Genomic DNA, 25,721 nt, shown 5'->3' on the forward strand with positions numbered 1-25,721 from the left:
CCTCTCCGTAACAAAACTCAAAAACAAAAATGTAAGGGTCACAACGGCCCCATCGCCCCTTGGGGGCAGAGTCTCCTCCGGGCGGTCTAGTGGGGATGTTCAACCAATTTAAAATAGATTTGCACCGGGGATTCAATCCCGAGAGGGTCGCCCCGCGTCAAGGCTGTCCTGTCGAGGGGGGCTTAGGCTGTGATCTTTGCCAAGTCTGGATTTGAGCCTGAGCCGCCGAATGGACCTGGCTATAGGGCGGCACCTTCTGCGCCAGGGCAATGGCCGCACGCAGATCCCGAGGGGCCTCTTGAACCGCAAGGGTCAGCAGTTGATTCGCCCAATTCTCAATTTCCAGTTCAGCCTCGTAGCGATCCACGGAATTGATCGGAACCTGATTGGCGGTGTTCATGGCCTGAAGCAGGCTTTGGGAGTCCCCTGCCTGGGCCACCCGCCGCGCCTGGACCAGCAGCGTCCGATTCGACTCTAGATTTTCAAATTCCAAGCTGGAGTCTGTGGAGGATTGACGGGCTGGCGCGAGGGCTAGGCTCACGGACTCCTGGGACCCACTGGCATAGCGAGAGGGCCGCGAAAAATCCTCTAGCTGCGATTGCCAGTAGCGCAGACGAGACTGGGCTTCTGCATAGAGCAAGCGTCCAGGGCCAATTTTGCGGACCTGGGCAATGGCTGAGCGCAGCGAAGCTGGGTCCCCAGCCAAAGACAGCTCCTCAGCATAGTCCAGAATGGGCTGATCCTCAAACAGCTCCAGTTGCTGCCGCCAATCTTGAATGTTGCTTTGGGCCTCTTCCCACTTATCGCTACTAGAGGCAACCAGACGGGCCTGGGCGATGGCGGCGCGCAAGTCCTCGGGATCTCCACCAACGGCTCGTGTTTGGGCCTCTTCCAGCACCTTCACCGAAGCAATTTGCCCCTGCCAACGCGCAATTAACTGCTGCGCCTTCCCGTAGAGCCGACTGGACTTTGGAATTTCGCGCAGCTCCTCCATCGCCCGCAGATAGCTATCGCTGCTAACAGCCCAGGTCAGGGAGGTGGCATTGGCAATCTTGATCAGATCCTGAGCATAGGACCACACATTGCTCTCTCGGGGAATGAGGGAGAGGGCATCGGTGGCCTCTCGCAGCCGCTTTTGGTCAAGAGCTGTCTCCGCAATGGCCACAAACTGATCGGCCACCCCATTAAATATCTTCAGGCGCGATCGCTTGAAAATGGTCTCAGAGGGCAGCTGACGCGCAAGCCCCAAGGCCCGTTCTAGATTTTCAAAGCCCCCCCGCTTCACTAATCTTTCGGCCTCCACCACGAGTTTCTCATCCTTTTGGGCCTGAATGATAATGTCCGAAACCTCTTCGTAGCGAACCTTGGACCAGTAGCGATTCTCCACATAAAGCCAGTCCACCATCGCGCTAAAGGCCCGGCGCCAATCCTCCTGGGCCAGGGCTGCGGTTACGGTGTCATTAATTTCCTCACCCTCGGCCCAAATTTTCTGCCAGCGGGCAATGCGCGCCTGCACCTGCTTGGCGGCCGCTGTCTTGGTGGGAATCTTTCGAGCATATTCAATGGCCCGCTTCAAATTTCCCTGGTGAAAGGTTTCCTCCGCCCGATCGAGAGCCAGGGTGGACCACTTTTCAATGCGAGGGTTAATGGTCCCGCGCAGCGGATGATCCGTCGCTAGCGCGTCAACCAGAGCAATGGCCTGAAGCAGGTTATCCAGGGTCGGGTTACGCACCAGTTCCTGGGCACAGTACAGGCGCGTGGAGGCTGAGGCCAGAGGCCAAAACACATGGCTGCAGTTGGGCTTGGGGGGCTGCGTGACCAGATAGAACAGCGCGCCGCCGCCCGAAATCAGCATCACCGTCACCACGCCTAAGCCCCAAAGAGGCCAGCGTTCCAGCGATCGCCCGAGTCGACCCGAGACTGGACGCCAGCGCGTTTGTTTCACCTGTTGCAGGGACGATTCTACTGTCATGGACGTCCTAAGTGTGGCTTGACCCTTGGATTACTGTTCAGGATACCCCTTTCTTCCGGTGCGGAATGGCCCAGATCCAGAAGTCCCATCCTAGCGATCCCCAGGGAAGGATCCAGATGCTTGGTCAGAAAAGAGACGATCCTAAAGATGATTAGAATAAGAATCAGGTTCATTGTAAATATTTGTAATATGGCTGACCAGTTAATTCGAGGCACCATTGCCGACGGCGGCATTCGGGTGGTGTGCGCCATTACCACGGATCTGACTCAGGAGGCACGGGCACGGCATGACCTATCCTACGTCGGCACCGTGGCCCTGGGTCGAGCCATGACCGCTGGGCTACTGCTGGCCTCCAATATGAAACAACGGCAAGCCCGCGTGAATCTGCGCCTGAAGGGAGACGGTCCCCTGCGCGGGCTGCTGGTGGATGCAGGACGCGATGGTACGGTTCGGGGCTATGTCAATTGTCCTCGGATTGAGATTCCCCTTACGGATCAGGGCAACATTGATGTGGGATCCGCCATCGGCGCGAAGGGCTTTCTCCACGTCATTCGAGATAGCCGTCAGGGACCGCCCTACTCCAGCACCGTCAACCTGGTGAGCGGTGAAGTGGGAGAGGATGTGGCCCAATATCTCGCTCAGTCCGAACAGACCCCCTCGGGCATCTCCCTGGGGGTTTTCCTCAAAACCGAGGGCGTGGTTGCGGCGGGGGGACTGCTGGTGCAGGTTCTTCCGAAGGCCGCTCGCGACCTGGCCCTGGTGGCCTTTCTCGAATCGCGCCTGGAATCGATGCAGGGATTTACCTCTTTGATCCAGAATGACACCGATGGCGCTGCCGTTCTCCATCGGCTTTTTGGCGATCTCGATCTGGAGATCTTTCCTGATCCTCAGGATTTGCGTTTCTTCTGTCACTGCTCGCAAGATCGGGTGCGAGCCGCCCTGAAGCTCTTGGGGAAGGCAGAACTGCGGGACATAATTGAATCTGACCAGGGCGCTGAAACCACCTGCGACTTTTGTAACGAGATTTATCAAGCCAGCGCCGCGGATCTGGAGGGATTAATCCAGGAATTGGATCACGAATTTGCCTAGCGCAGAGGACCGGCACCACCGCCAATTCCCAGGATCCCCAACCCCACCCTGACGGGATAACGCCAGGGAGACCCATGAGACAGATCACAGAATCGGGTGATCGAAATAACTTCATATTCATTGCTGTGCCTAGAGAATAATCGTACAGTCAAAATAGATTCTTCATCGAAGGTACGACTATGAGCAGAAAGCTGATTCCCCTGGCTCTGGCAAGTATAGCTCTATCGCTTTCCGTCCAGCCTGCATTTGGTCAAAATATTGACTCCATCCGGCAAATCATCGAGGGATTTATCGGAGACCCCACCGATTTAGTCAAACCAACTCCCAAGCCGGCCCCGAGCTATGAACCCGGTGCCCTCACTCGCACCATGAACCTCGCCCGCCAAGCCGCAGAAAATGCCAACGGTGGGCTGAACAACTACCGAGCTGAGCAAGCAATGTATGGTCCTGCCGCCGAGGCTCCCTATAAAGACAATGGCAACGGTACCTTAACCTACACCTTTTTAGGCGGGCGACCGGCACAGCCCCCGAGCCTGCAAAGCGTAGTGACGGTTGCCTTAGATGGAAGCCTGGTGAATATTGACTACAATGGGCCAATTCCCACTGCCGAAGGCGACTAGTTCTCTTGATCTGCCCCCGCGCAGACGGTTCATCCGTAGAGGGTTCATCCATAGACGGTTCATCCATAGACGATTCCTCTAGAGACGATTCAACCTCAGATCATTTGCCCAACGGTTTGCCTCAAGAGCACATCAAACTAACCTTGATTATCCCGGTTCTCTATGAGCAGGCGGCGCTTCCCAAGCTGCTTGCTCATCTTCATGGGGTTTGCGCGCAACTCCATCAGGTGATCATTGTGGATGGCGATCCCCAGGGTTCAACGCTAGCGGCAGTTTCGCCACTCCCCACGGGAGTGATGGGCATCACGGCATCGGCCGGACGGGGATCGCAGCTCAATGCCGGGGCTGCCCTGGCCACCGGGGAGGTTCTGCTGTTTTTGCACGTGGACAATCGACTTCCTCCCCAGGCGATTCCGGCAATCCAGGGCCTACTTGAGGATCCTAAGCTGAGCGGCGGGGCCTTTGATCTGCGAATTGATGCGACGGATTGGCGACTGCGGATCATTGGCCGGATTTCCAGTTGGCGATCGCGATTGACGCGAATTCCCTACGGAGACCAGGGGATTTTTGTGCGACGGGCGGTTTTTGAGTCGATCGGAGGGTATCCCGATTTTCCCATTATGGAAGATGTGGCCCTGATGCAGCGTATGAAGCAGCAGGGGTATCGGATTCAATTCCTGGCCACCCCGATTCAAGTATCGGCGCGACGATGGCAAAAAGAAGGCTTACTCTACACTACCCTGCGCAATTGGCTGTTAATGTTTCTCTATCACTGGGGAGTGAGTCCCCATCGCCTAGCGCGCTGGTACAGGCCCCATCATGCCTCCCGTGCTTCCTCCCCCTCTCTGGAGACTTGATCCCATGCCAGATTCATACTCCCTTGGGGCTCAACGGCAGGAACTGCAGCGCCTTGGATTTGAAATCCTCAAAACAGATCCCCATACCCTGATTGCGAAGCGACATAACTTTTACTGGGACTGCCTGCTAACCTGCGTGAACTACACGGTGTTTGTGCGCAGCGTCGATTGCCTCACCCCTGAGATGATGGCTCAGGAGCGCCAGTCCTTTTTTGACCAGGCCCAGCGCCTGAACCCCTCTCCCCTCCCCCGGGGACTGCAGTCAGGGAACGCGATTCTGGTGGCCTATCTGGCAAAGCGCGTCACTCCAGAGGCCCAGCGGATTTGCCTGGGGGCGCCCCAGAAATATTTTGCGCAATTCTATTTGCCCGCGGTTTGGGACCATAGCCAAGGGCAACTGTTCATTCTGCGGCAAACCCCCTATTGGGGACGGATTTATTTTGGGAAATTTCGCTATATCCTGAGCCACGTGCTGTTGCCCCACCAGCCGGATTCAGGAGAGCCGCGATCGCAGCTTGGCACCTTTCTGGCGATCGCGATGATCCTCTGGTTTGGCATGATCTTTTTACTGATCATTGCCTTGATGTTTAGCGCTTAGGACGCTGATCCACCCGAACTTAACGGTCTTACCTCTCTGCGCCCAGGCAATCGCCGTAGGCAAAGAGGGCCGGAATACCGCCCGTATGCCAAAACAGGACTCGCTGGGCAGGGCTAAACTCCTGGCTGCGGATCAGTCCTAGCAGTCCCGCGAAGGCCCGTCCAGAATAAACAGGATCAAGGATAATGCCTTCTTCTCGGGCCAATAGCCGCAGGGCCTGGCGCTCTGGATCTCCCACCACCCCATAGCCGGCCCCTAAATAGGATCGATTGACCTCAAACTCCTGGTCCCGAAAGGTCAGACCCCAATCTTGTCCAAGATCATTGGCCAACGTCGTTAAGTGGGCTTCCAACAAGGACTTTTCCTCTGCATCAATCGCAATTCCAATCAGCCGGGTGGGCCACTGCGCCTGTTTCAGCCCCACTGCCATCCCCGCCTGCGTCCCCCCGGAGCTAGAAGCCACCACTAGCGCATCAAAGGGTTTCCCTCGGTCTGAATTTGCCCCAAGCTGCTGATCTAGCTCAGCAATTGCCGCGACGAAGCCCCAGGCTCCCACCCTATTGGATCCACCGTAGGGAATCAGATAGGGATGGCGCCCCTGGGCCTAGAGCACAGTGACCCGCTGCTGAATCTGTTCTCCCTTACGCAGCGATCCGGTCCATTGAATTTGAGCGCCCAGCAGTTGATCCAACAGCAAATTCCCCTGGGGCTGTGCGGGCGGAGATCCCCCCAGCAGAAGGTAACAGTCCAACCCCACCTTTGCCGCCGCCGCCGCCGTTTGTCGGCAATGATTCGATTGAGCCGCCCCAGCGGTCACCACAGAATCGCATCCCTGGGCAAGGGCATCCGCCAATAAATATTCCAGCTTGCGAGTCTTATTCCCGCCGCAGGCTAAACCAGTTTGGTCATCGCGTTTAATCCATAATTGGGGACCCCCCAATAACTTTGACAGGCGCGGCAGCGGTTCCAAGGGCGTTGGCCAGAACCCCAAGGGCACGCGAGGTGGAATCGGAGGCACGGGAAAAAATCCTCCCTGGCTGTTGGTTTGGGTGAATCTATGGTGTCACACCCAGGCAGAGGCCGATGGATCAGCTTCAAAAAATTCTAGATTTTCTCCCTGCCGGGCCTCCGGCAGGGCGGAAAAATCTCCGAAAAAAAACGCCTGGGACAACACTTGTGTGGACAAAACTTTTAAAGATTGAGTTAAAGATTCAGCGGAGGTGGGGCTGAAATAATAGAGTTAATCGCCCCTTAGGGTCAATCACCGTCACGTTTGAGATGAACTCCCATGGTTGTTGCCGCCTCGCAGACATGCCCCCAGGATATCGTTACCGTCAAAGCCTTTGATGAATCGGATCGATCGCTTCTGTTTCGAATGTGGGGACGCGATCGCCCCGGCATCGTTGCCCATGTCACCAGCCTCTTGGAGGCAGATCATCTCTACGTGGGATCGATTACCTTTAATCTTCTCCTGCCGGAGCAACATCAGTACGAGATGGAAATTGTGGCCAAAGGTGGCCTAGACTCGCTGCGCCACCTTTACCATCGCATCCAAGCCAACCATTTCCTCCACGATGCACCGGCACTAGAGGCCTCCCCGATCTACTGGCCCACAGCCTATATGCTGCACCTAGCCCTGAATACTCCGGACCAGGAGGGGCTAATCGCCAAGATCTCGGAAATTGTCGGTCAGCCCCGCCAGAGCGAGGCTCCCTGTGGCAACGGGAGTTTTGTGCATCTGGTGGGCCTGACCCATAACTCCGGCGGTCCCGAAGGCGGAACGGCCTACTTTAGCGTCCGGGCAAACATTGCGAGCCAATGCCTGCAGGTCCAGAATCAGATTGTGGCGGACCTGCAGCAGTGGGCTGCGCAGGCGCGAATTGGGAAAGATCTGTGGTTACGCGATCTCAATCCTGAGGTTTGAGGGAGATCCGCCCTTGGGGTCCTAGTCGCCTCCCTGGGGGGCGGGGGCGGCTTCTGGCGAGGGCGGCACCACCTCCCCATTGCCCACGGGCCGAACAATGGCGGATTCAGCCTCCGTTAGGGGACCTTGACTAAACAGCTCACCCAGGGCCTTTTCCAGGGACTCTGCCATCACGATGCGGTCTTTATAGAGGGTGATGACCCGCGCCAGGGTGGGCACGCTGGTTTTTTCAGCTTCCAGGTAAAGCGGCTCCACGTAGAGCAGCGATCGCTCAATGGGGATAATCAGAAGATTTCCCTGGCGCACCCGTGATCCTTGACGATTCCACAGGGAAATTTGCTGAGAAATGACCGGATCCTGGTTGATTAACGCCTCCACCTGCTCTGGACCAAAAACCAGCTCTCGCTTAGGAAATTGATAGAGGAGTCGTTTCCCGTAGTTTTGGCCATCGGAGCGGGCAGCCATCCAGGCAATTAAATTATTGCGCGCTGCCGGGGTGAAGGGAATCAAAAGAATGAATTCTTCGCTCTGTCCCTCCGGCAGCTTGGTAATCAGATAGTAGGGGCGGACCTCCGCGGGTTCGTTGCCATAAATTTCGGTGGGAAAGCGCCATTGGTCTTCCCGATTATAGAAAACCTGCGGATCTGTCATATGATAGGCCAGCAGGGCTTGGGACTGAGCCTGGAATAGATCGATGGGGTAGCGTAGATGGCCGCGAAGCTCAACTGGCATGGCCTCAATCGGCTCGATTAAGCCTGGAAAGACCTTACTCCAGGTTTGCAAAATGGGTTCATCGGGCTCAATATTGTAAAACCGCACTGCACCACTGTAGGCATCCACCACTACCTTGACGGAGTTGCGAATGTAGTTGAAGTTTTGCGAGCCAGGATCGGAGTAGGGATAGCGATCGCTAAGGGTATAGGCATCAATAATCCAGTAGAGCACGTTTTCCACCTGCCCGGTGCGATCCTCCTTGACCGCCGCCGTCACCAAATAGGGATCGTTATCAAAGCGCAGAAAGGGGGCAATGAGACGAACCCGGTCCTGAATCAGCCGGTTCATTAAAATGCGAGAGTCGCCGGTAATGTTAGGAGTGAGCAACATCTGCCAGTCCCGCAGCGTTGTGGCAAACAAGATCCGCCGCCAGTAGGCCCCAATGGGAATGCCGCCCGTGCCAGCGTAGCGCGTGTAGGCATTTTCGTCCCCACTGGGATAGTCCAGCTCCAACTGCCGCGTGTCGGTTAAGACATAGTTGTGGGTCATTTCCCCAAAGTAAATGCGCGGAGACTGGGTGGGAATTGAATTGCGAATATCAATGGCGGAAAACGTCTGATCGACACTGTCGGAATCAGCACTGATATCTTGCACAAAATATTCCGGTAAGCCGCTAGGGGCAGCGCGGTTGACGGGGCTGACCGTAAACCCAAAGCCATGGGTGTACACCAGACGCTGGTTGACCCAAGTTTGGGCCACTTCCGGGACAGCATTGAAATCCAGTTCCCGTGCGGCGATTAACACCTGGCGCTTTTCAAAGGGGGCTGCGGGAACGGGGGTTTCCTGGGTGTTTTCGGTGGGGAGCGTGTAGCGATCGATATCGGCATCGGCAAATTCATAGTAAGGCCGAATGCGCTGAAGCTGGCGGTTGGCCTCCAGCAGCGGGGGGGCATCCCAAAGTCGAATATTTCGCACCGTCAGGGCGTTTTCTTGCAGCCGCTGGGCCGTGAGGCTACCGCTGGGATCAAAGGTTTCCACGCGAATGGTGTCCAGTCCAAAGGCATGGCGAGTCGCCTGAATACTGTGAACCAGGTAAGGTTGCTCTCGGGCCAACTCATTGGGCAGCACCACCGTATTTTGCACCAGGGCGGGCAGCACCACTGCCAGCACCAGGGCAATCCCGCCATAGCCGCTCAGGAGCGGATAGAGCCGCACCCGTCGAGGGAGATTGCTCCAAACCAGAGCGCGGTAGAGACAGAAAATTGCAATGAGGATGGCGCCTGTGCCCAGGGCAATGCGCACGGGAAGATGGACATTGGTGTCGGTAAACCCGGCACCGTAGAGCGCACCCTCGCGAGAGTAAAGCAGCGTAAAGCAATGCAGGCCCCAGCTCAGGGCAATGGAAAACATGAGCAGGGAGGCCAGCGCGTACAGGTGGCGCTGCATCTGATTGGTAAAGCGCGGCATCCGCCCCTGGCGCAGGCTATCTCCGGCCAGCAGGTAGTACAGCGTCACACCCAAAAAGGTCAGCAGCCCCATTCCCACAATTAAGAACTGAAACAGCTCCCAGAGGGGAAGCTGAAAGACGTAGAAACCAATATCGAGGTGAAATAAGGGATCGGTATCAGCAAAGGCAGAAACGTTAAAAGCCGCCAGGATCACGGCCCATTGATGGGACAAAATTAGGCCAAACCCCAGGGCCATGCACAGGGTAACCCCCCCCAGGGCCAGAAGGGGCACCGTCAGGAATAGTCCAAAGGCACCAGCCACTCCCAGGCCCACCCAGGGCTGAGAATGCACTAGCTGGAACGCTCTTCCCAGGGAGTTCAGCGAGAGCTGTTGCAGGCTATGGGTTTGGGTTTCCAGGTTGGGAGACCAGTAGGGTAGTCCCTCTGCAGTGTAGTGAATGACAATGACGCAGATGGCCAGAATAATCCCCGTGACGCTCAGGATTAGCCGCGCCAGGGCGAGGTAGCCCGGAGAAAAGGCCGGGGTTTGGACCGATGGATAGGGAGCGGCTTGCCGAGCCTGGGCCAGGCGGTGAGCCAGCCAAAAATTGCCGCCCATGCTGACCAGGGTTACGGCGATGGCAATGGCCCACAGGCAAGCCTGGGAGCCCCGCTGAATCCAAAAGATGGGGAGGTAGCCGACTTCTTGAAACCACAGCCCATCCACCACCAGCTTGGCAAAGGCCAAAAACAGGCCCACTCCCCCCAGCAAGATTAAAGGTCCGATCCCACGCATCAGTGGCGATCGCCCTGGGGGTCGGGGGGCGCGGCTGCGCTGTGTCGTGTCGACTGCGATGTTTCCCTTCACGAAGTGGTTCCTTTCTCAAGCCCTCGGCCCGATCATAGCAACCCCATCTCCCCTCCAGCCTTCAAGCGAGGGATTATAAGGCGGCGATAGCGGCTTGAAGCAGCTGGGTTCCTTCCTCAACGCTCTGGATGCGGCAGAGCCGATCCCGCAGATCAGCGGCCCCTTCAAATCCTTTGACATACCAGGTCATGTGCTTGCGCGCCTGTTGAATACCGCGATCGCCCTTATAGACCCACAGATCCTGCAAATGCACCTGGGCACAGCTAAGACGTTCCTTCACACTGGGGGGATCCAGTCGCTGCCCGGTTTTTAAGAAGTGATCGATCTCTCCCACCAGGAACGGATATCCCAGGGTTGCTCGGGAGCACATCACCCCGTCGGCTCCCGTTTGATCCAGACATTGAACTGCCGCCTCAACGGAGTTAATATCCCCATTGGCAATGACCGGAATCGACAAAACCTGTTTCACTTTCCCAATCCAGTCCCACCGGGCCGGACCGGCGTAGCCTTGAGCGCGGGTGCGACCGTGAAGGGTGATCATTTGGGCCCCGGCTTCCTCCAAGCGCTGGGCAAACTCCAGGATATTAATTTCATGCTCATCCCAACCAATTCGAGTTTTCACCGTTACCGGAACCTCAACCGCCTTAACCACGGCTTGCACAATGGCCACTGCAGTTTGGGGATCACGCAGGAGGGACGAACCTCCTCCTTTTTTGGTGATCTTGTTCACCGGACAGCCCATGTTAATGTCGATGGTATCTGCGCCCTCCTGCACCGCCCGCTGGGCCGCCTCTCCTAAAAAATCTGGCCGACAGTCGAACAGCTGAATACTGATGGGATGCTCCTTTGGATCCACCTCCATGATCCGGGGCAGATCCTTCACATGGCTCAGGCGGGTTGCATGCACCATTTCTGTATACAGCATGGAGTCAGGCGCATAGCGACGCACCAGGCGCCGAAACACGCGATCAGTGACCCCAGAAAGCGGGGACTGCAGGACACGGCTATGGACCACCACGTTGCCAATAGCCAAGGGGGGGCTCAGGCGCGATCGCACGGACTCAGACATAGACTTCGAGAATAGCAAGACAGAAACCGCAGACCCCATCGAAGACTGTTAAGCCTGGGGATCCTTTCCATTGTGCCATTCCCCAAAGCCCGGCTTCCCCATCGCCCCTCTCCTCCTCGCAGATCCGCTTCTCCACTCAGGCAACTATTCTTTTGAGAAATATTTTCAGCAGGAAAGCTTCCCAGGGTTTAAGTTTCCTGGGAAGCTGAAGCGCCGTACCCTATGGGTGAGTCCCTGAAGTCAGGCTCACCAGCAGGCATCCGGACAGTTTTTATGCAGTCAAGGCCTTACATGAGACCAAGCTGAGACAGGATTCCCTGCCCAGTCATTAGCTCGGTGCCCACACCGATCAGGAAACCAAGCATTGCCAGGCGGCCATTCCAGGTTTCCGCAAACTTAACAAATCCAAATTTTACGTCGTTATTTTCCATGACATCAACCTCAATGATTTACAAGATTGACCGGATGTCAATCTTTCTTCATTCAAGTTAACACAGCTTTACAGATTAGGTTGGTAAATGAGAATACTTTTTGGTTATTTTGGATTGGACAAGAGCAAACCCTGTGGTCTCCTTGCCCTCCGGGTGCATGGGCAAAGTGCCGTTCCCAGGGTGGGCCTCTTGGGGGCCAGGGATTGTCGGGTCTAGAGAGCCGGGGCGGTTCGGGGAGAAAACTGTTGCACCATCCCATCGATGTAGGATTGCCAGATCGCATTGGGACGCCAAATTTGCTCCAGGGTTTGCCGGGCGGTGGCGGCATCGGTGCCCAGGCAAAGCACACGGTAGAGATAGATAAAGGCGGACACTCGCTTGTTGGCGATGCAGTGAATAAAGACGGTCTCCTCTTGATGGTGATTCATGGCCTCGAAAAAGCACAGCGCATCTTGAATTTTCGGTCCCTGCCACAGCACGGGAATATGGATATACTGCAGCCCCGAGGCAGCCACCAGGTCTGCTTCATGGGCAATGGCGCCGGGCGCATCGGGATGGGCCAGGTTGATCAAGGTGGTATGCCCCGTGGCTTGAATGACGGGGAACTGATCTACCTGCGGTTGACCAGCGGTGCTAATGCGGTCTGAAATTTGCAAAAAGGCATAGATATCAGTCAAGGGGGACATGGAGGAACCCGAATCCAGCTTAGCGATCGCAGAGACTGCGAATCGACTGACGACAGTCCCTAGAAGCAATGCGAATAGCCTCTAGGGCACGTTGATAATCGACCGGTTGATTGGCCTGGAGGGCAAGATCGGCTGAGGTTTGCAGATCCTCAAGGGCCTCTTGTTTCAAACCCTCGTTGTAGTAGACAATGCCGCGATTGTAATACAAAATGGCATGGTTCCCCTGGAGCCGAATTGCCTGGGTATAGCTTGCTAGGGCTCCCTGGCGATTGCCCAGGGCAGACTGCACCAAAGCCCGACCCATATGAGCCTGACCTAAATTCGGGTCCAGTTGCAGGGCTTGGTCAAAATCCTTCAGGGCGCCGTTCAAATCCTGGGACACCCAGCGGGCCGCCCCCCGGATGGAGTAGGCTGGGGCAAACCCAGCGTTTTTGGCAATTGCCTGACTCGACAGGCGCAGAGTTTCGGGGGTGTTGCCCTGGCGATAGGCCTGGAGCGCCTCCAGGTAGAAGTCATCGGCGCGCGCCACCGGCAGGGGAGGAGGAGGAGCGCTAGCCACCGAATGATCCAGGGAGGCTGGTAGGGGAATCCCCAGGTTAAATCCAGTTTTGATAAAGATATCAGGGTTAACGTTTTCGTTTTGAACCTCAGTCGTGGTATCTGCCCGTCCGTGAATACCCAAGAGTTCTCCAGCATTGTTGAGGACCGGTCCGCCGCTCATGCCGGGAAGGGTGTTGTTGGAATAAACCAGGGCATAACCATCGGCCAGGGGACGGCTGGCGTGGGCGGTGATGGTCCCCGTGGTAAAGGTATATAGAATGTCCGTGATGGCCTGGGTGCGCACGGGAAATCCCGCCACAAAACTGGGACTGCCCTCTAAAACTTGCTGCGGGTCTCCCAGTTTGGCCGTGGCATAGGTCTGACTGCTGTCAAAGGACAGCAGCGCCAGATCTAACCCTGGAAACTTTTGAATTGAATTGAGGGAGATCTCATGCTCTCGGCCGTCGCGGGTAATGACCTGATAGCTGTCTGTGGTGGCAACCACATGGGCCGCAGTGAGGACAGTGTAGGTATTGCGATCGCGGCGAATCATCACGCCCGATCCGGGACTTTGACTGTGGATACGAACGGTGATGTTTTTGGCAATTTCGTTTACCTCAGTGGGACTAAGCGCCCAAGCGAGGGCTGGCGTCAAAACAACAGTCAGGGCAGTGCTGAGGCAAACCGACAAGAGCTGCGGCAATTTCATCGTTGTTAGTCTTTATTTTTGAGGAAACTCACGACTGGGCAAGGGCAGTGCCGACCATTTTAACCTGTGTTCCCGCAATGGCCTTGATCGCGATCACAACGATCACAAAATCCGTAGCGTTTGTTGCCCAGAGCATTCTGTGATCCAGAGCATTCTGTGACCCAGAGCATTCTGTGATCCAGAGCATTCTGTGACCCAGAGCATGGTATCTCCAAAGCGTGGCGTTTACAGAGGGGGCAGGGCGATCCGCCGGCTACCCAGACGAGACTCCCCGAAATCCAAACACCAGAATAATCGAGAGGGTCAGCAGAAAGCCGCTGGCCAAGCCGGAGAGGTGGCCCGTAATGCTGATGTTTTCTAGGGAGAGATCAAAGGCAAGCTGAATACCAATCATCAGCAGCACTGTTCGAAACCGTCGACCAGCCAGGGATAACCGCTCCACCAACCAGCCCCAGAGGGTAATGGCAGCAATAGCCCCCACCAGCCCCATCACCGCTCCAGAGGCACCCACGGTAAATTCAGGCTCCACGGCGATGAATTTGGGAAGGTAGGCAATGCAGAGGGCGGCACCCAGACCACTGCCTGCATAGACGAGGCTGTAGCGGATCACCCCTAGACTTTTCTCCACAAATGGGCCAAGCACCAACAAACCCAACATGTTCATGCCCAGATGCACCGGCCCCGAGTGCAGGAAGTTGGCCGCCACCAGACGCCAATATTCCCCAGCCCAGACCGCTGGTGGCCATAGCCCTCCCAGCTGATAGAGCGTTGCGGAATCTTGACTTCCCCCCTGTTGCACCTCCAGGGTAAACATTGCCAGATTGGCCCCAATGAGCAGCCAGGTCATTCCCGCAAATTCACGGGTGCGCTGGCCAAAATCATAGCGCTGGGACTGGGGGGGCTCTGGAGCAATACGATGCAGAATCTGCCGGGTTTGGGCACTGAGGTAGGGGGCAATAGCGGGCAGAGGCTGGGCGATCCGCGCTTGAATGGATTGATGCAGGAAGGGATCTTGGGTTTGCTGCAGCAGGATCTGAAACTGTTGGAGGGCAAGCTGGGTTTGCCCGCCGGTCATGGCTGCCGTGGCCAGCCAATAGCGTTGAACATCCGACGTTAAGGGGGTGCGCTGGAGAATCTGCCCCAGACTGCGATACTGCCCTCCCAGGGCCAGCACCACCACCTTAAGCAGATGAACCTCCCGGGAGTTTTGACGCAGTAGGGGAGCGATCTGTTCAACATAGGCGGAAAACTGATCGCATTGTCCGGTTTCTACCAAGGCGCGACAGTAGCTTATGCTGAAGGTCAAGCTTTTATGTTTGGCCGCAGGCAGCTGATCGAGCCACTGCAAGCAGTTCTGCCAGTGCCCTTCGAGGGCAAACACCAGGGCATGGGCTTCCAGGGCTAACGGATTGAGCGATCGCTCCAGACCCTTTAATTGCTGGTGAGCGAGCTGAACCTGCCCCCCTTGGGCAAACAGGATGGCGCTACAAATTCTGGGATACTGCAGCCAGCTGTCACTGGGATGAAGTAAGCGCAGCCCCTGCATCCACCGGCGTGCCCGCAGGTAGTCTCCCTGGCGAATCCAGCGCTGCACCTGGGCAAATCCCAGCAGCGGCGCCAGGAGGAACACCGCCCAGAGCAGCAGCGCTATCCCCAACAGGGTCGGATCATTCCAGCCCAGACCCAACAGGATCAGCAGGCCCCCGGAAACCCAAAACCAAAGGCTTTTCACCCCCGAGACTCGCAGAGATTGCCAGAAAATCAAGCCACAGGAGAACACAATCAACCAAAGTAAAATATCGGCAATATCCATGAATCAGTTGAAGGGAAACCTGTCAATGAGGGGATCTCTGGGCTAGGGGCAGGAGGAACACCTCCCTAGGGGGGTTCATAGAATGTAACGTTTCGCTGGCGCAATTGGGTCAGGGCGATCGCCATCCTATACTAGAATTTTGGTCTAGCGCCTGCTTGCCTGGCAGGGTTGGCCGGTTGCGATCCTTTAGAGGCGATCCCAGTAGATCCTATGTTTCCAGTCCACCGCCCGCGTCGTCTGCGTCGTCATCCCCAACTGCGTCGAATGGTGCAGGAAAATGTCCTCACCCGCGCCGATTTAATTTATCCCCTCTTTGCCGTACCCGGAGACCGTATTGCCAAGGAAGTCTCCTCGATGCCGGGAGTGTATCAGCTGTCGGTGGATAAAATTGTTGAGGAAGCCAAGGAAGTTTACGACCTAGGCATTCCTGCCGTGATTTTATTTGGGATTCCTGAGGATAAGGACACCGACGCCACCGGTGCCTGGCATGACTGCGGCATTGTGCAAAAAGCCACGGAGGCGGTGAAGGCGGCGGTTCCAGAGCTGATGGTGATTGTGGATACCTGCCTGTGTGAATACACGGACCATGGCCATTGTGGCTATCTGCAAACAGGCGACCTGGCAGGACGGGTTTTAAATGATCCCACCCTGGAGTTGCTCAAAAAAACGGCAGTCTCCCAGGCCAATGCTGGAGCCGATATCATTGCCCCTTCGGGTATGATGGATGGCTTTGTGCAGGCCATTCGCGCTGGCTTAGATGCGGCTAATTTTGAAGAAATTCCCATTCTGTCCTACGCGGCGAAATATGCCTCGGCCTACTACGGTCCCTTTCGAGATGCGGCGGAGTCGGCGCCTCAGTTTGGCGATCGCCGCACCTATCAAATGGATCCGGCCAACTCGCGCGAGGCCCTCAAGGAAATTGAGCTAGACCTGGCAGAGGGGGCAGATATGCTCATGGTGAAGCCAGCTCTGGCCTATATGGACATTATTTGGCAGGTAAAGCAGGCTTCTAATTTGCCTGTGGCGGCCTACAACGTGTCTGGAGAATATTCCATGGTGAAGGCGGCCGCCTTAAACGGCTGGGTGGATGAAGAAAAAGTGGTTCTAGAAACGCTGATGAGCTTTAAGCGATCTGGGGCTGATTTAATCTTGACCTACCACGCCAAGGATGCGGCGCGCTGGTTAGGCGCTTAAGCGGGGGCAACGGCGATCGATCTAAACAAGATCAAGTTGAACTTTAAACGGCGCTCGGGGAGGCTTCCTCGGAGCGCTTTGTCGTCGGAATAGGAGTGAGGGCTACAATGGAAACCGCTAGGTCGCGTTCTGGAGAGAGATCCTGCAATGACCACAACGCTCCGAATGCAGACTGAATCGACTCCCTTAACGGTCTGCTTAGCGTCTGCTCCGATGACTCGGGAGGAGTTTTATGCGTTCTGTCAGGCCAATCGCGACCTGCGGATTGAACGTACGGCCGAAGGCGAGGTGATTGTGATGCCTCCCGCCTTTTCAGATACGGGAAATCATAACTTTAATGTATCGGTTCCGCTTGGGCTGTGGGCTGAGCCAGATGGAACGGGCCTAGGTTTTGATTCTAGTACCGGGTTTACCCTTCCGAATGGGGCCATGCGATCGCCGGATGCGGCCTGGATTAGGGCAGATCGATGGAGGGCGTTAACCCCAGCAGAACAGGCGTCCTTTGCCCCCCTTTGTCCAGACGTTGTGATTGAGCTGTGCTCGGCTAGGGAAAAAATTTGGTGAGAGAAAGGGCGTTTGCAAGGGGCGCGATCTCTTGTATTCCCATAAAAATTTAAAGGCTCATATGACATCTTAAAGGCCTTCATCCCACAGAATCGTTGCGTTTGCACTTAGATGCTAAAAGCAGGACCAGATGAAAAGTGAACAGCAGACACGCATTGAGTTAATCGATGAGCTTCTAGCGCAGTCAGGTTGGAACGTCAAAGACCAAACACAGGTCATTGAGGAATTCAACATTCTAACGACTCGCTCGAAAGCTCTTGCTGAGTCACGAACGACTTATCAGGGGCATCAATTTAGTGACTATGTTTTGCTTGGTAAGGATGGAAAGCCATTAGCGGTTGTTGAGGCTAAAAAGTCGAGCAAGGATGCTGCGATCGGTCGTGAACAGGCCAAGCAATATTGCTATAACATCCAGCAGCAACAGGGTGGTGAACTGCCGTTCTGTTTTTATACCAACGGTCACGACATCTACTTTTGGGATCTGGAACACTATCCGCCTCGAAAGGTTGTGGGTTTTCCCACCCGTGATGATTTAGAACGGTTCCAATACATTCGCCGGAATAAAAAGCCCCTAACCCAGGAGCAAATCAACACCGACATTGCTGGTCGCGACTATCAAATTCGCGCCATCCGGGCCGTTCTGGAGGGCATTGACCAGCAGCAACGTAATTTTCTGCTGGTGATGGCAACGGGTACCGGCAAAACGCGCACCTGTATTGCCCTGGTTGATACCCTGATGCGGGCAGGCCATGCTGAAAAGGTTTTGTTTCTGGTTGATCGCATTGCGCTGCGGGAACAGGCACTGGCCGCCTTTAAGGAACATTTGCCCCATGAACCCCGCTGGCCCAAGGTGGGCGAGAAGCTGATTGCCAAAGACCGCCGCATTTACGTCTCGACCTATCCCACCATGCTCAACATCATTCGGGATGGGGTACAGCCGCTGTCGCCCCATTTTTTCGATTTTATTGTGGTGGATGAAAGTCACCGCTCGATTTACAACACCTATCAAGAAGTTCTGAACTATTTCAAAACCATCACCCTGGGGCTGACGGCTACCCCCACCGACATTATTGACCACAACACCTTTCAGCTCTTTCACTGTGAGGATGGTCTCCCCACCTTTGCCTACACCTTCGAGGAAGCGGTCAATAACCTTCCCCCCTATTTGTGTAACTTTCAGGTCATGAAGATTCAGACCAAGTTTCAGATGGAGGGCATCAGCAAGCGCACGATCTCGCTGGAAGACCAGAAAAAGCTGCTGCTAGAAGGCCAGGAAGTCGAGGAAATTAACTTTGAAGGCTCACAGCTCGAAAAGCAGGTGATCAACAAGGGCACCAACACCCTGATCGTCAAGGAATTTATGGAAGAGTGCATCAAAGATCCCAACGGGGTGCTGCCCGGTAAAACCATCTTTTTCTGCTCTTCCAAAGCCCACGCTCGGCGTATGGAGGAGATTTTTGACGAGCTGTATCCGCAGTACAAAGGCGAACTGGCTAAGGTACTGGTCTCAGAAGACCCCAGGGTCTACGGCAAAGGCGGGCTGCTGGACCAGTTCACCAACAACGACATGCCCCGCGTGGCGATCAGTGTGGACATGCTCGATACCGGCATTGACGTGCGGGAAATCGTCAATCTGGTGTTTGCCAAGCCGGTCTACTCTTACACCAAGTTTTGGCAGATGATTGGGCGCGGTACGCGGTTGCTGGAGGCCCGCAAACCGAAGCCCTGGTGTCTGGCCAAAGAGGTGTTCTTAATTCTCGATTGCTGGGACAATTTCGAGTATTTTAAGCTACAGCCGCAAGGGAAAGAGCTGCAGCCCCAGCTGCCCTTGCCGGTACAGTTGGTGGGGCTGCGCCTCGACAAGATCGAAGCTGCGAACGATCGCGGCCAAGGTGCGATCGCCGAGCAGGAAGTGGCCAAGCTTCGTCGGCAGATCGCGGCGCTGCCCCCGAACTCGGTCATCATCAAGGAAGCCGCTGCGGCCCTGGCCCGCCTCGACGATGAAAACTTCTGGGTCACCCTAGACCACCCCAAGCTGGAGTTCCTGCGGACTGCCATTAAGCCGCTGTTTCGCACGGTGTCGGAGGTGGACTTTAAGGCGATGCGTTTTGAGCGCGACCTGGTGGCCTACGGGTTGGCCAGACTCCAGGATGACCCAGCCAAGGCCGAAAACCTGCGGGAGAGCATTGTGCAGCGCATTGGGGAGCTGCCGCTGTCGGTCAATTTTGTGAAAGCGGAGGAAGACCTGATTCGCGCCGCCCAAACCAACCGCTACTGGGCCGAGGGGGATTTGACTGAGCTTGAGACAGAACTCGATGAATTAAACACGCGCCTGGGGCCGCTGATGAAGTTTCGCGAATCGAGTACCAGCGCTGGGCCGGTGTATCTCAACCTGGTGGATGAGCTGCACCGCAAGGAGCGGGTAGAGTTTGGCCCCCAGCACGAATCGGTGAGCATTAGCCGCTATCGGGAAATGGTGGAAGCGGTGATTGCTGAGCTGACGGCAAGCAACCCGGTGCTGATGAAGCTCAAAAACGGTGAAGAAATCGCCCCCGAGGAAGCCGACGCCCTGGCCACCCTCCTCCATGCGGAGCATCCCCATATCACCGAAGACTTACTGCGCCAGGTGTATCAAAACCGCAAGGCGCGATTCATCCAGTTCATCCGCCACATCCTTGGCCTGGAAACCCTGCAAAGCTTTCCAGAATCGGTCAGCGAGGCGTTTGACCAGTTTATCCGGCAGCACAGCCGCCTGAGCAGCCGCCAACTGGAATTTCTGAACCTGCTGAAGACCTTCATCATTGAGCGGGAGCGGGTGGAGAAGAAAGACCTGATCAGCGCTCCGTTCACGGTGATTCATCCCCAGGGGATTCGGGGCGTCTTCAGCCCGGCAGAAATTACCGAAATTCTACAGCTCACCGAGCGGCTGGCCGCTTGATGATGGGGGACGCAACCCCTCAGAATTCAAGCCGTGCGCTTCGGATTCATCATGAGGGCATAGGAGGGTATGCCAATATGGCCAAGGATTTGTTTCACGAATCCGTCAAAACAGCTTTAATGAAAGAAGGATGGACAATTACGAAGGATCCGCTAGTAATCCGGATTGATCGGATTAAATTAGAAATCGACCTAGCGGCGGAGAAAGTCTTTGCCGCAGAGCGGGATGGACAGAAGATTGCCATCGAAGTTAAGGGCTTCATTCAACCCTCTGCCATCAGCGATTTTCATACCGCATTAGGTCAATTTCTCAACTATCGCCTTGCCCTAGAAATGACCGACCCTGATCGCACCCTCTATTTGGCTGTTCCTGAAGATATTGCAAACAACTTTTTTCAAGAACGTTTCGTTCAAGCCGCCATTCAAAGCTATTCCCTAAAGCTCTTGGTCTATAATCCCACCAGAGAGGAGATCATCCTATGGCAACACTAGATAACTACCGAGAAATCATTAAAGACATCCTAAAAAGTCACGCCAAAAATACCGATCCAGATATTGAGTGCCAACTTATTTTTGACACCGAAAACGATCACTATCAACTGCTAGAGGTTGGCTGGCAAGGGCTAAACCGAATTTATGCCTGCTATATTCACCTAGACATCAAGCAGGAGAAAATCTGGATTCAACAAAACATGACCGAGGCCGATCTAGGCCAAGAACTCGTCAATCGAGGCATTCCGGCCTCAGATATTGTGTTGGGACTACAGCCCCCCTATAAACGCCCCTATACCCAATACAGCGTTGCCTAATGTTATTTTCTGACAATTGATGAATGCTGCAAAACAACCCTGAACTCAAAAGCCAAATCGACCAGCTCTGGGACAAGTTCTGGTCGGGGGGTATTTCTAACCCGCTGACGGCGATCGAGCAGATCACCTACCTGCTGTTTATGAAGCGGGTGGATGAGCTGGATCAAAAAAAGCAGGCCGATGCCGAATGGACCGACGAGCCCTACACCTCAAAGTTTGCGGGCACCTGGATTCCACCGGAGTATCGCCAGCAGGAAAACCCTGAGCAATACGCCATCGACAAGGGCACGCTGCGCTGGAGCGAGTTTAAGCGGATGCAGGCGGAGGAGATGCTGCAGCACGTCCAGAGCCGGGTGTTTCCTTTTCTGAAGGATCTGAATGGTGAGGAGTCGAACTTCTCCCACCATATGAAGAATGCGGTGTTCATCATCCCGAAACCCACCCTGCTGGTGGAAGCGGTGAAAACCATCGACCAGATCTTCGCCATCATGGAGCGAGACTCCCAGGAACATGGCCAGGCGTTTCAAGATATCCAGGGGGATGTCTATGAAATGCTGCTGTCGGAGATTGCCACAGCAGGGAAGAATGGGCAGTTTCGCACCCCGCGCCACATTATTAAGCTGATGGTGGAATTGGTGCAGCCACAACTGGGCCATCGGATTGCCGATCCGGCTTGCGGTTCGGGTGGTTTTTTGCTGGGGGCTTACCAGTACATTGTGACGCAGTTGGCGATCAAAGCTGGGGCTAAGGATTTGCCGCTTGATGAAGACGGCTTTGTCCGTACCTCGGTAGCGGCGGCCCTCACGGAAGACGCGCAAACCATTCTGCAAAACTGCCTCTACGGCTACGACATCGACGGCACGATGGTGCGCCTGGGTTTGATGAACCTGATGATGCACGGCATCGACGAGCCCCACATCGACTATCAAGACACCCTCAGCAAAAGCTACGACGAAGCGGGGGAGTATGACATCGTCATGGCCAACCCGCCGTTCACTGGCAGCATTGATAAGGGTGATATAAACGAAAACTTGACCCTCTCGACCACCAAGACGGAACTGCTGTTTGTCGAGAATATTTACCGCCTGCTGAAAAAAGGCGGCACTGCCTGCGTGATTGTGCCCCAGGGGGTATTGTTTGGCTCGGGCAAGGCGTTTAAGGCTCTGCGCAAGCTACTGGTGGAGCGCTGCGAGCTTAAAGCTGTCATTACGATGCCTAGCGGCGTGTTTAAGCCCTATGCCGGGGTCAGCACCGCGATTTTGCTGTTTACCAAAGTGTGGGGACCGAAAGAGAAAGTCACTGCCCCCGCCACCGAGCAGGTGTGGTTTTACGAGATGGCGAGCGATGGCTACTCGCTGGATGACAAGCGCACCAAGCAGGAGGGCTATGGCGATTTGCAGGATATTGTCGCCAAATACCAGGCCCTCGATCAAGAGCAAGAGACGGACGCTGACCGCACCCAAAAGTGCTTTTTGGTGCCCCGTGACGACATTGAGGCTGAGGGGTATGACCTGAGCTTAAGCCGCTACAAGGAAGAGGTGTTTGAAGAGGTGAACTATGAAGCTCCAGGGGTGATCTTGGAAAGGTTAATTCAGGCTGAGGTGGGTGATTTTGGCGATGAGGATTTAGCCAGGGTGCAAAGCGGGATGGTGCGGGAACTGGTGGAGTTGCGGGAGATGATTGGATGAGTTACCCAATAAACACGCTTTCTGAACTCTGTAATATTGTTATTGGTCGTACTCCGGCACGTAAAGAAGCAAAATATTGGGGGAAAGGAAATAAATGGGTATCCATTTCAGATCTCAACTCAAAAGTGGTTTGTGAAACTAAAGAAGAAATTACTGATTATGCAGTTGAGCAAAAGCGATGTAGAAAAATTCCGAAAGGTACATTGCTTTTTAGTTTTAAGTTGACAATCGGCAAGATGGCCTTCGCAGGTTGTGATCTGTATACAAATGAAGCCATAGCTGCACTATTAATTAAGGATAAAGAGCAACTGAGTAGAGACTATCTTTTTTTTGCTCTGCAAGTTGCCAAACTTATTGGCTCTAACCAAGCTGTAATGGGGAAAACGCTAAACTCTAAGTCTTTGGCGAAAATTGAAATTCCTCTCCCGTCGCTGGATGACCAAAAGCGAATTGCTTATGTGCTTGGCAAGGTGGAAGAGCTAATTGCCCAGCGCAAACAACACCTGCAACAACTCGACGACCTACTCAAAAGCATCTTCCTAGAGATGTTCGGCGATCCGTTTCAGAATCCGAAAAATCATGAGATTTCGATTCTCGATCCATACATAACGCATTTAACGAGTGGCGGTCGTGGATGGGCGAAATATTATGCTGATTCTGGAAAGCGGTTTATTCGTTCGTTTGATGTCCAGATGAATAGCATTGGTTCGGATGATGTTATTTATGTTAATCCGCCAGACAACAAAGAGGCAGAAAGGACAAGGGTGCAACCAGATGATGTATTGCTAACAATTACAGGTTCAAAAATTGGGAGAGTTTGCTACGTCCCCAAAATTTTTGAGGAGGCATATATTAGCCAACATGTTTCAATTATTAGAACCGAGAATATTAACCCTATTTACCTTTCCTTTTATCTATCGATGCCGAATTGCGGTCAGCGCATAATTGAGAAGCAACAATATGGACAGGCAAAGCCCGGTCTAAATCTTACGCAAATTAGAAATTTTGAAATCATTGACCCAGATATCAGTCTCCAAAATAGCTTCGCTACAATTGTGGAAAAGGTTGAAGGTATTAAATCTCGGTATCAACAAAGTCTCACAGATCTCGAAAACCTCTATGGCGCACTCAGCCAAAAAGCCTTCAAAGGAGAACTGGATCTATCGCGGGTTCCCTTACCCGCTGGAGACACCGACACCACCCCAGCCGAGCCCACCGAAACCCCCGAACCCCCGACCCCAACGGAACCCTTTAACCTGCCCGCTCCCCCCGAGCTAACGACCCTCCATTCCACCGAAGGCCGCCAAGATCTCATCAACCAATGGTTAGCCGCTTGGCTAGCCCACCTAAACCATGCCCCCTTCTCTCCCCGTCCCTTCATCGAAGCCGCCCAGCAGCGCCTCATCGAATTAGCCGCCGAAGAAGACCTACCCGACTGGAGCACAACGGAATACAACACCGTTCAAACCTGGGTCTTTGAGGCATTGGGCGATCAGCACTTGACCCAAACCTACGACGATGCCAAAAACCGCGTTCAGCTCCAAACAACCAGCCCCCGATGACGCCAGCGCATCCCCATAACGTTGCTAATTGCGTGGTGCTGGCATGAAACTCCTGCGCTTAAAAATCACCGATCCCCAGGGCTTCCGCAGCCTCCAAACCGGGTTTGAGCACTACTTTCGCACCGAGTGGGCCTTACAAGACGAGCAAGGCTTTGCACCGTTTATCCTGGCTGGCCGCAACGGCAGCGGCAAATCTAACCTGCTGGAGGTGCTGGCGGCGATTTTTTACCATCTGGAGTGCATGTACCTGCTCAACCTGCCGGATAGTTTCCGCTACGAAGAGCAGGAAAACCCTAACGGCTTTCGGAGCGATCAGGCCAGCCCAGACGGCTTTGAGATTGAATACCTCATGCCACCGCCCCCAGACCTGGATCGCGAAGACGAACAAGTTCGCATCCGCATCATTAAACCGCCCGAGCAAGCCCCAGTCTGGGCCTTGTGGAATCCGCTGCAGGAAGCTTGGGAGGCGTTACCCGCTGGGGCAGAGCTGCGCCGTCAATTGCTGCCCGACTATATCCTCGGCTACTCCTCCGGCGAGAACGAAATTCTCAGCCTGCCCTTTTTCAAAATGCGCTTCATCCAGTTTGACGAATACTGGCAGGCGCTGACCCAGCAGTTGTCTTATCCCGGCAGACCCGAATCGCGCCTCGTCTATCTCGACAGCGGCTTTAGCCAAGCGATTTTGCTCTGTAACCTGCTCCTACAGGACGCAGCAACCCTCAGCCCCTTTCAGGAAGATATCGGCATCGCAGCCTTGCGAGAGTTTCGCATCGTCATCCAGCTCAGCTTTGAGTTAGACATCGACCAAATATCGGCCTTTGCCATCCTGAGCGGCCCCCAGCAGCAATCCATTGAAGACATCATTGCCCGTCATCCGGCCCTGGAGCCGGTAGAGACAGACGATGGCTTCCCCCGCTGTCGCGTCAACGTGGTCAAGCTACTCGACGGCGAGGAAGATGACCCGAACGCCATCATTGCCCGCTTTAAGCGCTGTGCCACCTGCTGGTTCCTCGACCCTACAACGGACACTCTCTACCTGGACTATTACGTCAACGAAGCCACCCGGCAAGCCTTCCGCGAAAACTTTGACTTTGCGATTACTGGCTCTCCGATCGGTTTGTTCCAGGCATTTCAGGTCTTGCTAACGCTCAATCTCTATTCCGTCAGCGACTCGCTCAAAGCCGATCTGTATCAATCCGACAGCCTCTATGTCAGCGAAAGCGTGCCCATCCTCGCCGCCGATGAGCGCATCATCCGCTTTAAGAACGTCTGGCTCACCAAAACCGATGTGGCTGAGCCGGTTTTGCTAAAATCGTTCTCCGATGGTGAACACCAGCTACTGCACACCCTGGGGCTCTGCCTGCTGTTCAAAAACACCCACAGCCTGTTTCTGCTGGATGAACCTGAGACCCACTTCAACCCCGACTGGCGGGCCAACTTTGTCACTCGCCTCTACGACAGCTTCGGCGACGCCGATCGCCAAGAAATGCTCATTACTACCCACACCCCCTTTGTGATCTCCGACAGTCGGCCAGAAAAAGTGCTGGTATTTCGTAACTACTCAGGCTGAAGTAAGAAAGGTTTGGGGCTTCCAGAAAATAGAGCAATGAGAGCATCCACGACATTGTG

At 54.9% G+C, this 25,721-nt stretch carries 20 protein-coding genes and 1 pseudogene; 13 read left to right on the forward strand and 8 right to left on the reverse strand.

All coding sequences use genetic code 11. From position 1 onward, the window contains the following. Positions 1–157 precede the first annotated feature (157 nt). The gene (locus QQ91_RS02805) at positions 158–1,972 is read right to left on the reverse strand and encodes a coiled-coil domain-containing protein (RefSeq protein WP_166279745.1); all 1,815 of its coding nucleotides are present in this window, start codon (positions 1,970–1,972) and stop codon (positions 158–160) included. Between the two features lie 189 nt (positions 1,973–2,161). On the opposite strand from QQ91_RS02805, the gene hslO reads away from it, so the two are divergent. The 4 genes from hslO to QQ91_RS02825 all read left to right on the forward strand — a co-directional run bounded on the left by hslO (position 2,162) and on the right by QQ91_RS02825 (position 5,136). Further along, positions 2,162–3,061, forward strand: a complete 900-nt coding sequence (gene hslO / locus QQ91_RS02810; protein WP_166279748.1) for an Hsp33 family molecular chaperone HslO — start codon at positions 2,162–2,164, stop codon at positions 3,059–3,061. Between the two features lie 179 nt (positions 3,062–3,240). Continuing rightward, positions 3,241–3,681, forward strand: coding sequence for a hypothetical protein (locus tag QQ91_RS02815; protein ID WP_166279751.1), 441 nt, complete (start codon positions 3,241–3,243; stop codon positions 3,679–3,681). 143 nt (positions 3,682–3,824) lie between these two features. After that, positions 3,825–4,538 (forward strand): TIGR04283 family arsenosugar biosynthesis glycosyltransferase, encoded by a 714-nt coding sequence (locus tag QQ91_RS02820; protein ID WP_236096046.1) that lies wholly within the window; start codon positions 3,825–3,827, stop codon positions 4,536–4,538. Positions 4,539–4,542: 4 nt separating this feature from the next. Then, on the forward strand, positions 4,543–5,136 hold the full coding sequence (locus QQ91_RS02825) for a hypothetical protein (protein WP_166279757.1): 594 nt from the start codon (positions 4,543–4,545) through the stop codon (positions 5,134–5,136). Positions 5,137–5,164: 28 nt separating this feature from the next. On the opposite strand, the pseudogene QQ91_RS02830 reads toward QQ91_RS02825, so the two are convergent. Beyond that, positions 5,165–6,154 (reverse strand): annotated as a pseudogene (locus QQ91_RS02830) (D-cysteine desulfhydrase family protein). A gap of 270 nt (positions 6,155–6,424) precedes the next feature. On the opposite strand from QQ91_RS02830, the gene QQ91_RS02835 reads away from it, so the two are divergent. After that, on the forward strand, positions 6,425–7,060 hold the full coding sequence (locus QQ91_RS02835) for a hypothetical protein (protein ID WP_166279760.1): 636 nt from the start codon (positions 6,425–6,427) through the stop codon (positions 7,058–7,060). A gap of 21 nt (positions 7,061–7,081) precedes the next feature. Here QQ91_RS02835 and QQ91_RS02840 read toward each other — a convergent pair whose 3' ends face one another. From QQ91_RS02840 to QQ91_RS02865, 6 genes are all read right to left on the reverse strand, one after another. Further along, positions 7,082–10,090 (reverse strand): UPF0182 family protein, encoded by a 3,009-nt coding sequence (locus QQ91_RS02840; protein WP_201277288.1) that lies wholly within the window; start codon positions 10,088–10,090, stop codon positions 7,082–7,084. Positions 10,091–10,163: 73 nt separating this feature from the next. Further along, on the reverse strand, positions 10,164–11,159 hold the full coding sequence (gene dusB / locus QQ91_RS02845) for a tRNA dihydrouridine synthase DusB (RefSeq protein ID WP_236096047.1): 996 nt from the start codon (positions 11,157–11,159) through the stop codon (positions 10,164–10,166). A 287-nt stretch (positions 11,160–11,446) separates the two neighbouring features. Next, the gene (locus QQ91_RS02850; protein ID WP_166279766.1) at positions 11,447–11,590 is read right to left on the reverse strand and encodes a CAB/ELIP/HLIP family chlorophyll-binding protein; all 144 of its coding nucleotides are present in this window, start codon (positions 11,588–11,590) and stop codon (positions 11,447–11,449) included. A 212-nt stretch (positions 11,591–11,802) separates the two neighbouring features. Beyond that, positions 11,803–12,276: a protein tyrosine phosphatase family protein gene (locus tag QQ91_RS02855; protein WP_166279769.1), complete on the reverse strand. Its 474-nt coding sequence runs from the start codon at positions 12,274–12,276 to the stop codon at positions 11,803–11,805. Positions 12,277–12,295: 19 nt separating this feature from the next. After that, complete coding sequence (locus QQ91_RS02860; protein ID WP_166279772.1) at positions 12,296–13,525, reverse strand: tetratricopeptide repeat-containing S1 family peptidase; 1,230 nt, start codon at positions 13,523–13,525, stop codon at positions 12,296–12,298. A 253-nt stretch (positions 13,526–13,778) separates the two neighbouring features. Further along, positions 13,779–15,338 (reverse strand): rhomboid family protein, encoded by a 1,560-nt coding sequence (locus tag QQ91_RS02865; RefSeq protein ID WP_166279776.1) that lies wholly within the window; start codon positions 15,336–15,338, stop codon positions 13,779–13,781. Positions 15,339–15,548: 210 nt separating this feature from the next. On the opposite strand from QQ91_RS02865, the gene hemB reads away from it, so the two are divergent. The 8 genes from hemB to QQ91_RS02905 all read left to right on the forward strand — a co-directional run bounded on the left by hemB (position 15,549) and on the right by QQ91_RS02905 (position 25,662). Continuing rightward, positions 15,549–16,532: a porphobilinogen synthase gene (gene hemB, locus QQ91_RS02870; protein ID WP_166279779.1), complete on the forward strand. Its 984-nt coding sequence runs from the start codon at positions 15,549–15,551 to the stop codon at positions 16,530–16,532. 147 nt (positions 16,533–16,679) lie between these two features. Continuing rightward, on the forward strand, positions 16,680–17,096 hold the full coding sequence (locus QQ91_RS02875) for a Uma2 family endonuclease (protein ID WP_166279782.1): 417 nt from the start codon (positions 16,680–16,682) through the stop codon (positions 17,094–17,096). 130 nt (positions 17,097–17,226) lie between these two features. Then, on the forward strand, positions 17,227–20,034 hold the full coding sequence (locus tag QQ91_RS02880) for a type I restriction endonuclease subunit R (RefSeq protein WP_166279785.1): 2,808 nt from the start codon (positions 17,227–17,229) through the stop codon (positions 20,032–20,034). A 77-nt stretch (positions 20,035–20,111) separates the two neighbouring features. After that, positions 20,112–20,525, forward strand: coding sequence for a XisH family protein (locus QQ91_RS02885; protein WP_166279788.1), 414 nt, complete (start codon positions 20,112–20,114; stop codon positions 20,523–20,525). Further along, a complete protein-coding gene (locus tag QQ91_RS02890) occupies positions 20,513–20,842 on the forward strand; it encodes a XisI protein (protein WP_166279791.1) in 330 nt (109 codons plus the stop codon). Before QQ91_RS02885 ends, QQ91_RS02890 begins: the two co-directional genes overlap by 13 nt. 23 nt (positions 20,843–20,865) lie before the next feature. After that, positions 20,866–22,530 carry a type I restriction-modification system subunit M gene (locus tag QQ91_RS02895; RefSeq protein ID WP_166279794.1) on the forward strand — a complete coding sequence of 555 codons (1,665 nt, stop codon included), beginning with the start codon at positions 20,866–20,868 and terminating at the stop codon, positions 22,528–22,530. Continuing rightward, positions 22,527–24,092, forward strand: a complete 1,566-nt coding sequence (locus tag QQ91_RS02900; RefSeq protein WP_166279797.1) for a restriction endonuclease subunit S — start codon at positions 22,527–22,529, stop codon at positions 24,090–24,092. Before QQ91_RS02895 ends, QQ91_RS02900 begins: the two co-directional genes overlap by 4 nt. 43 nt (positions 24,093–24,135) lie before the next feature. Then, on the forward strand, positions 24,136–25,662 hold the full coding sequence (locus QQ91_RS02905; RefSeq protein ID WP_166279800.1) for a restriction system-associated AAA family ATPase: 1,527 nt from the start codon (positions 24,136–24,138) through the stop codon (positions 25,660–25,662). The last annotated feature ends 59 nt before the right edge of the window (positions 25,663–25,721 follow it).

The sequence above is a fragment of the Lyngbya confervoides BDU141951 genome, assembly GCF_000817775.3.
GTDB classification, from domain to species: Bacteria; Cyanobacteriota; Cyanobacteriia; order Thermosynechococcales; family Thermosynechococcaceae; genus Lyngbya; species Lyngbya confervoides.

Bases quoted from the DNA above. Each gene is read 5' to 3' on its own strand.
- dusB (WP_236096047.1), bottom strand. From the start codon at position 11,159: ATGTCTGAGTCCGTGCGATCGCGCCTGAGCCCCCCCTTGGCTATTGGC.
- QQ91_RS02900 (WP_166279797.1), top strand. From the start codon at position 22,527: ATGAGTTACCCAATAAACACGCTTTCTGAACTCTGTAATATTGTTATT.
- QQ91_RS02860 (WP_166279772.1), bottom strand. From the start codon at position 13,525: ATGAAATTGCCGCAGCTCTTGTCGGTTTGCCTCAGCACTGCCCTGACT.
- QQ91_RS02825 (WP_166279757.1), top strand. From the start codon at position 4,543: ATGCCAGATTCATACTCCCTTGGGGCTCAACGGCAGGAACTGCAGCGC.
- QQ91_RS02805 (WP_166279745.1), bottom strand. From the start codon at position 1,972: ATGACAGTAGAATCGTCCCTGCAACAGGTGAAACAAACGCGCTGGCGT.
- hslO (WP_166279748.1), top strand. From the start codon at position 2,162: ATGGCTGACCAGTTAATTCGAGGCACCATTGCCGACGGCGGCATTCGG.
- QQ91_RS02865 (WP_166279776.1), bottom strand. From the start codon at position 15,338: ATGGATATTGCCGATATTTTACTTTGGTTGATTGTGTTCTCCTGTGGC.
- QQ91_RS02850 (WP_166279766.1), bottom strand. From the start codon at position 11,590: ATGGAAAATAACGACGTAAAATTTGGATTTGTTAAGTTTGCGGAAACC.
- QQ91_RS02895 (WP_166279794.1), top strand. From the start codon at position 20,866: ATGCTGCAAAACAACCCTGAACTCAAAAGCCAAATCGACCAGCTCTGG.
- QQ91_RS02875 (WP_166279782.1), top strand. From the start codon at position 16,680: ATGACCACAACGCTCCGAATGCAGACTGAATCGACTCCCTTAACGGTC.
- QQ91_RS02890 (WP_166279791.1), top strand. From the start codon at position 20,513: ATGGCAACACTAGATAACTACCGAGAAATCATTAAAGACATCCTAAAA.
- QQ91_RS02885 (WP_166279788.1), top strand. From the start codon at position 20,112: ATGGCCAAGGATTTGTTTCACGAATCCGTCAAAACAGCTTTAATGAAA.
- hemB (WP_166279779.1), top strand. From the start codon at position 15,549: ATGTTTCCAGTCCACCGCCCGCGTCGTCTGCGTCGTCATCCCCAACTG.
- QQ91_RS02835 (WP_166279760.1), top strand. From the start codon at position 6,425: ATGGTTGTTGCCGCCTCGCAGACATGCCCCCAGGATATCGTTACCGTC.
- QQ91_RS02880 (WP_166279785.1), top strand. From the start codon at position 17,227: ATGAAAAGTGAACAGCAGACACGCATTGAGTTAATCGATGAGCTTCTA.
- QQ91_RS02905 (WP_166279800.1), top strand. From the start codon at position 24,136: ATGAAACTCCTGCGCTTAAAAATCACCGATCCCCAGGGCTTCCGCAGC.
- QQ91_RS02855 (WP_166279769.1), bottom strand. From the start codon at position 12,276: ATGTCCCCCTTGACTGATATCTATGCCTTTTTGCAAATTTCAGACCGC.
- QQ91_RS02815 (WP_166279751.1), top strand. From the start codon at position 3,241: ATGAGCAGAAAGCTGATTCCCCTGGCTCTGGCAAGTATAGCTCTATCG.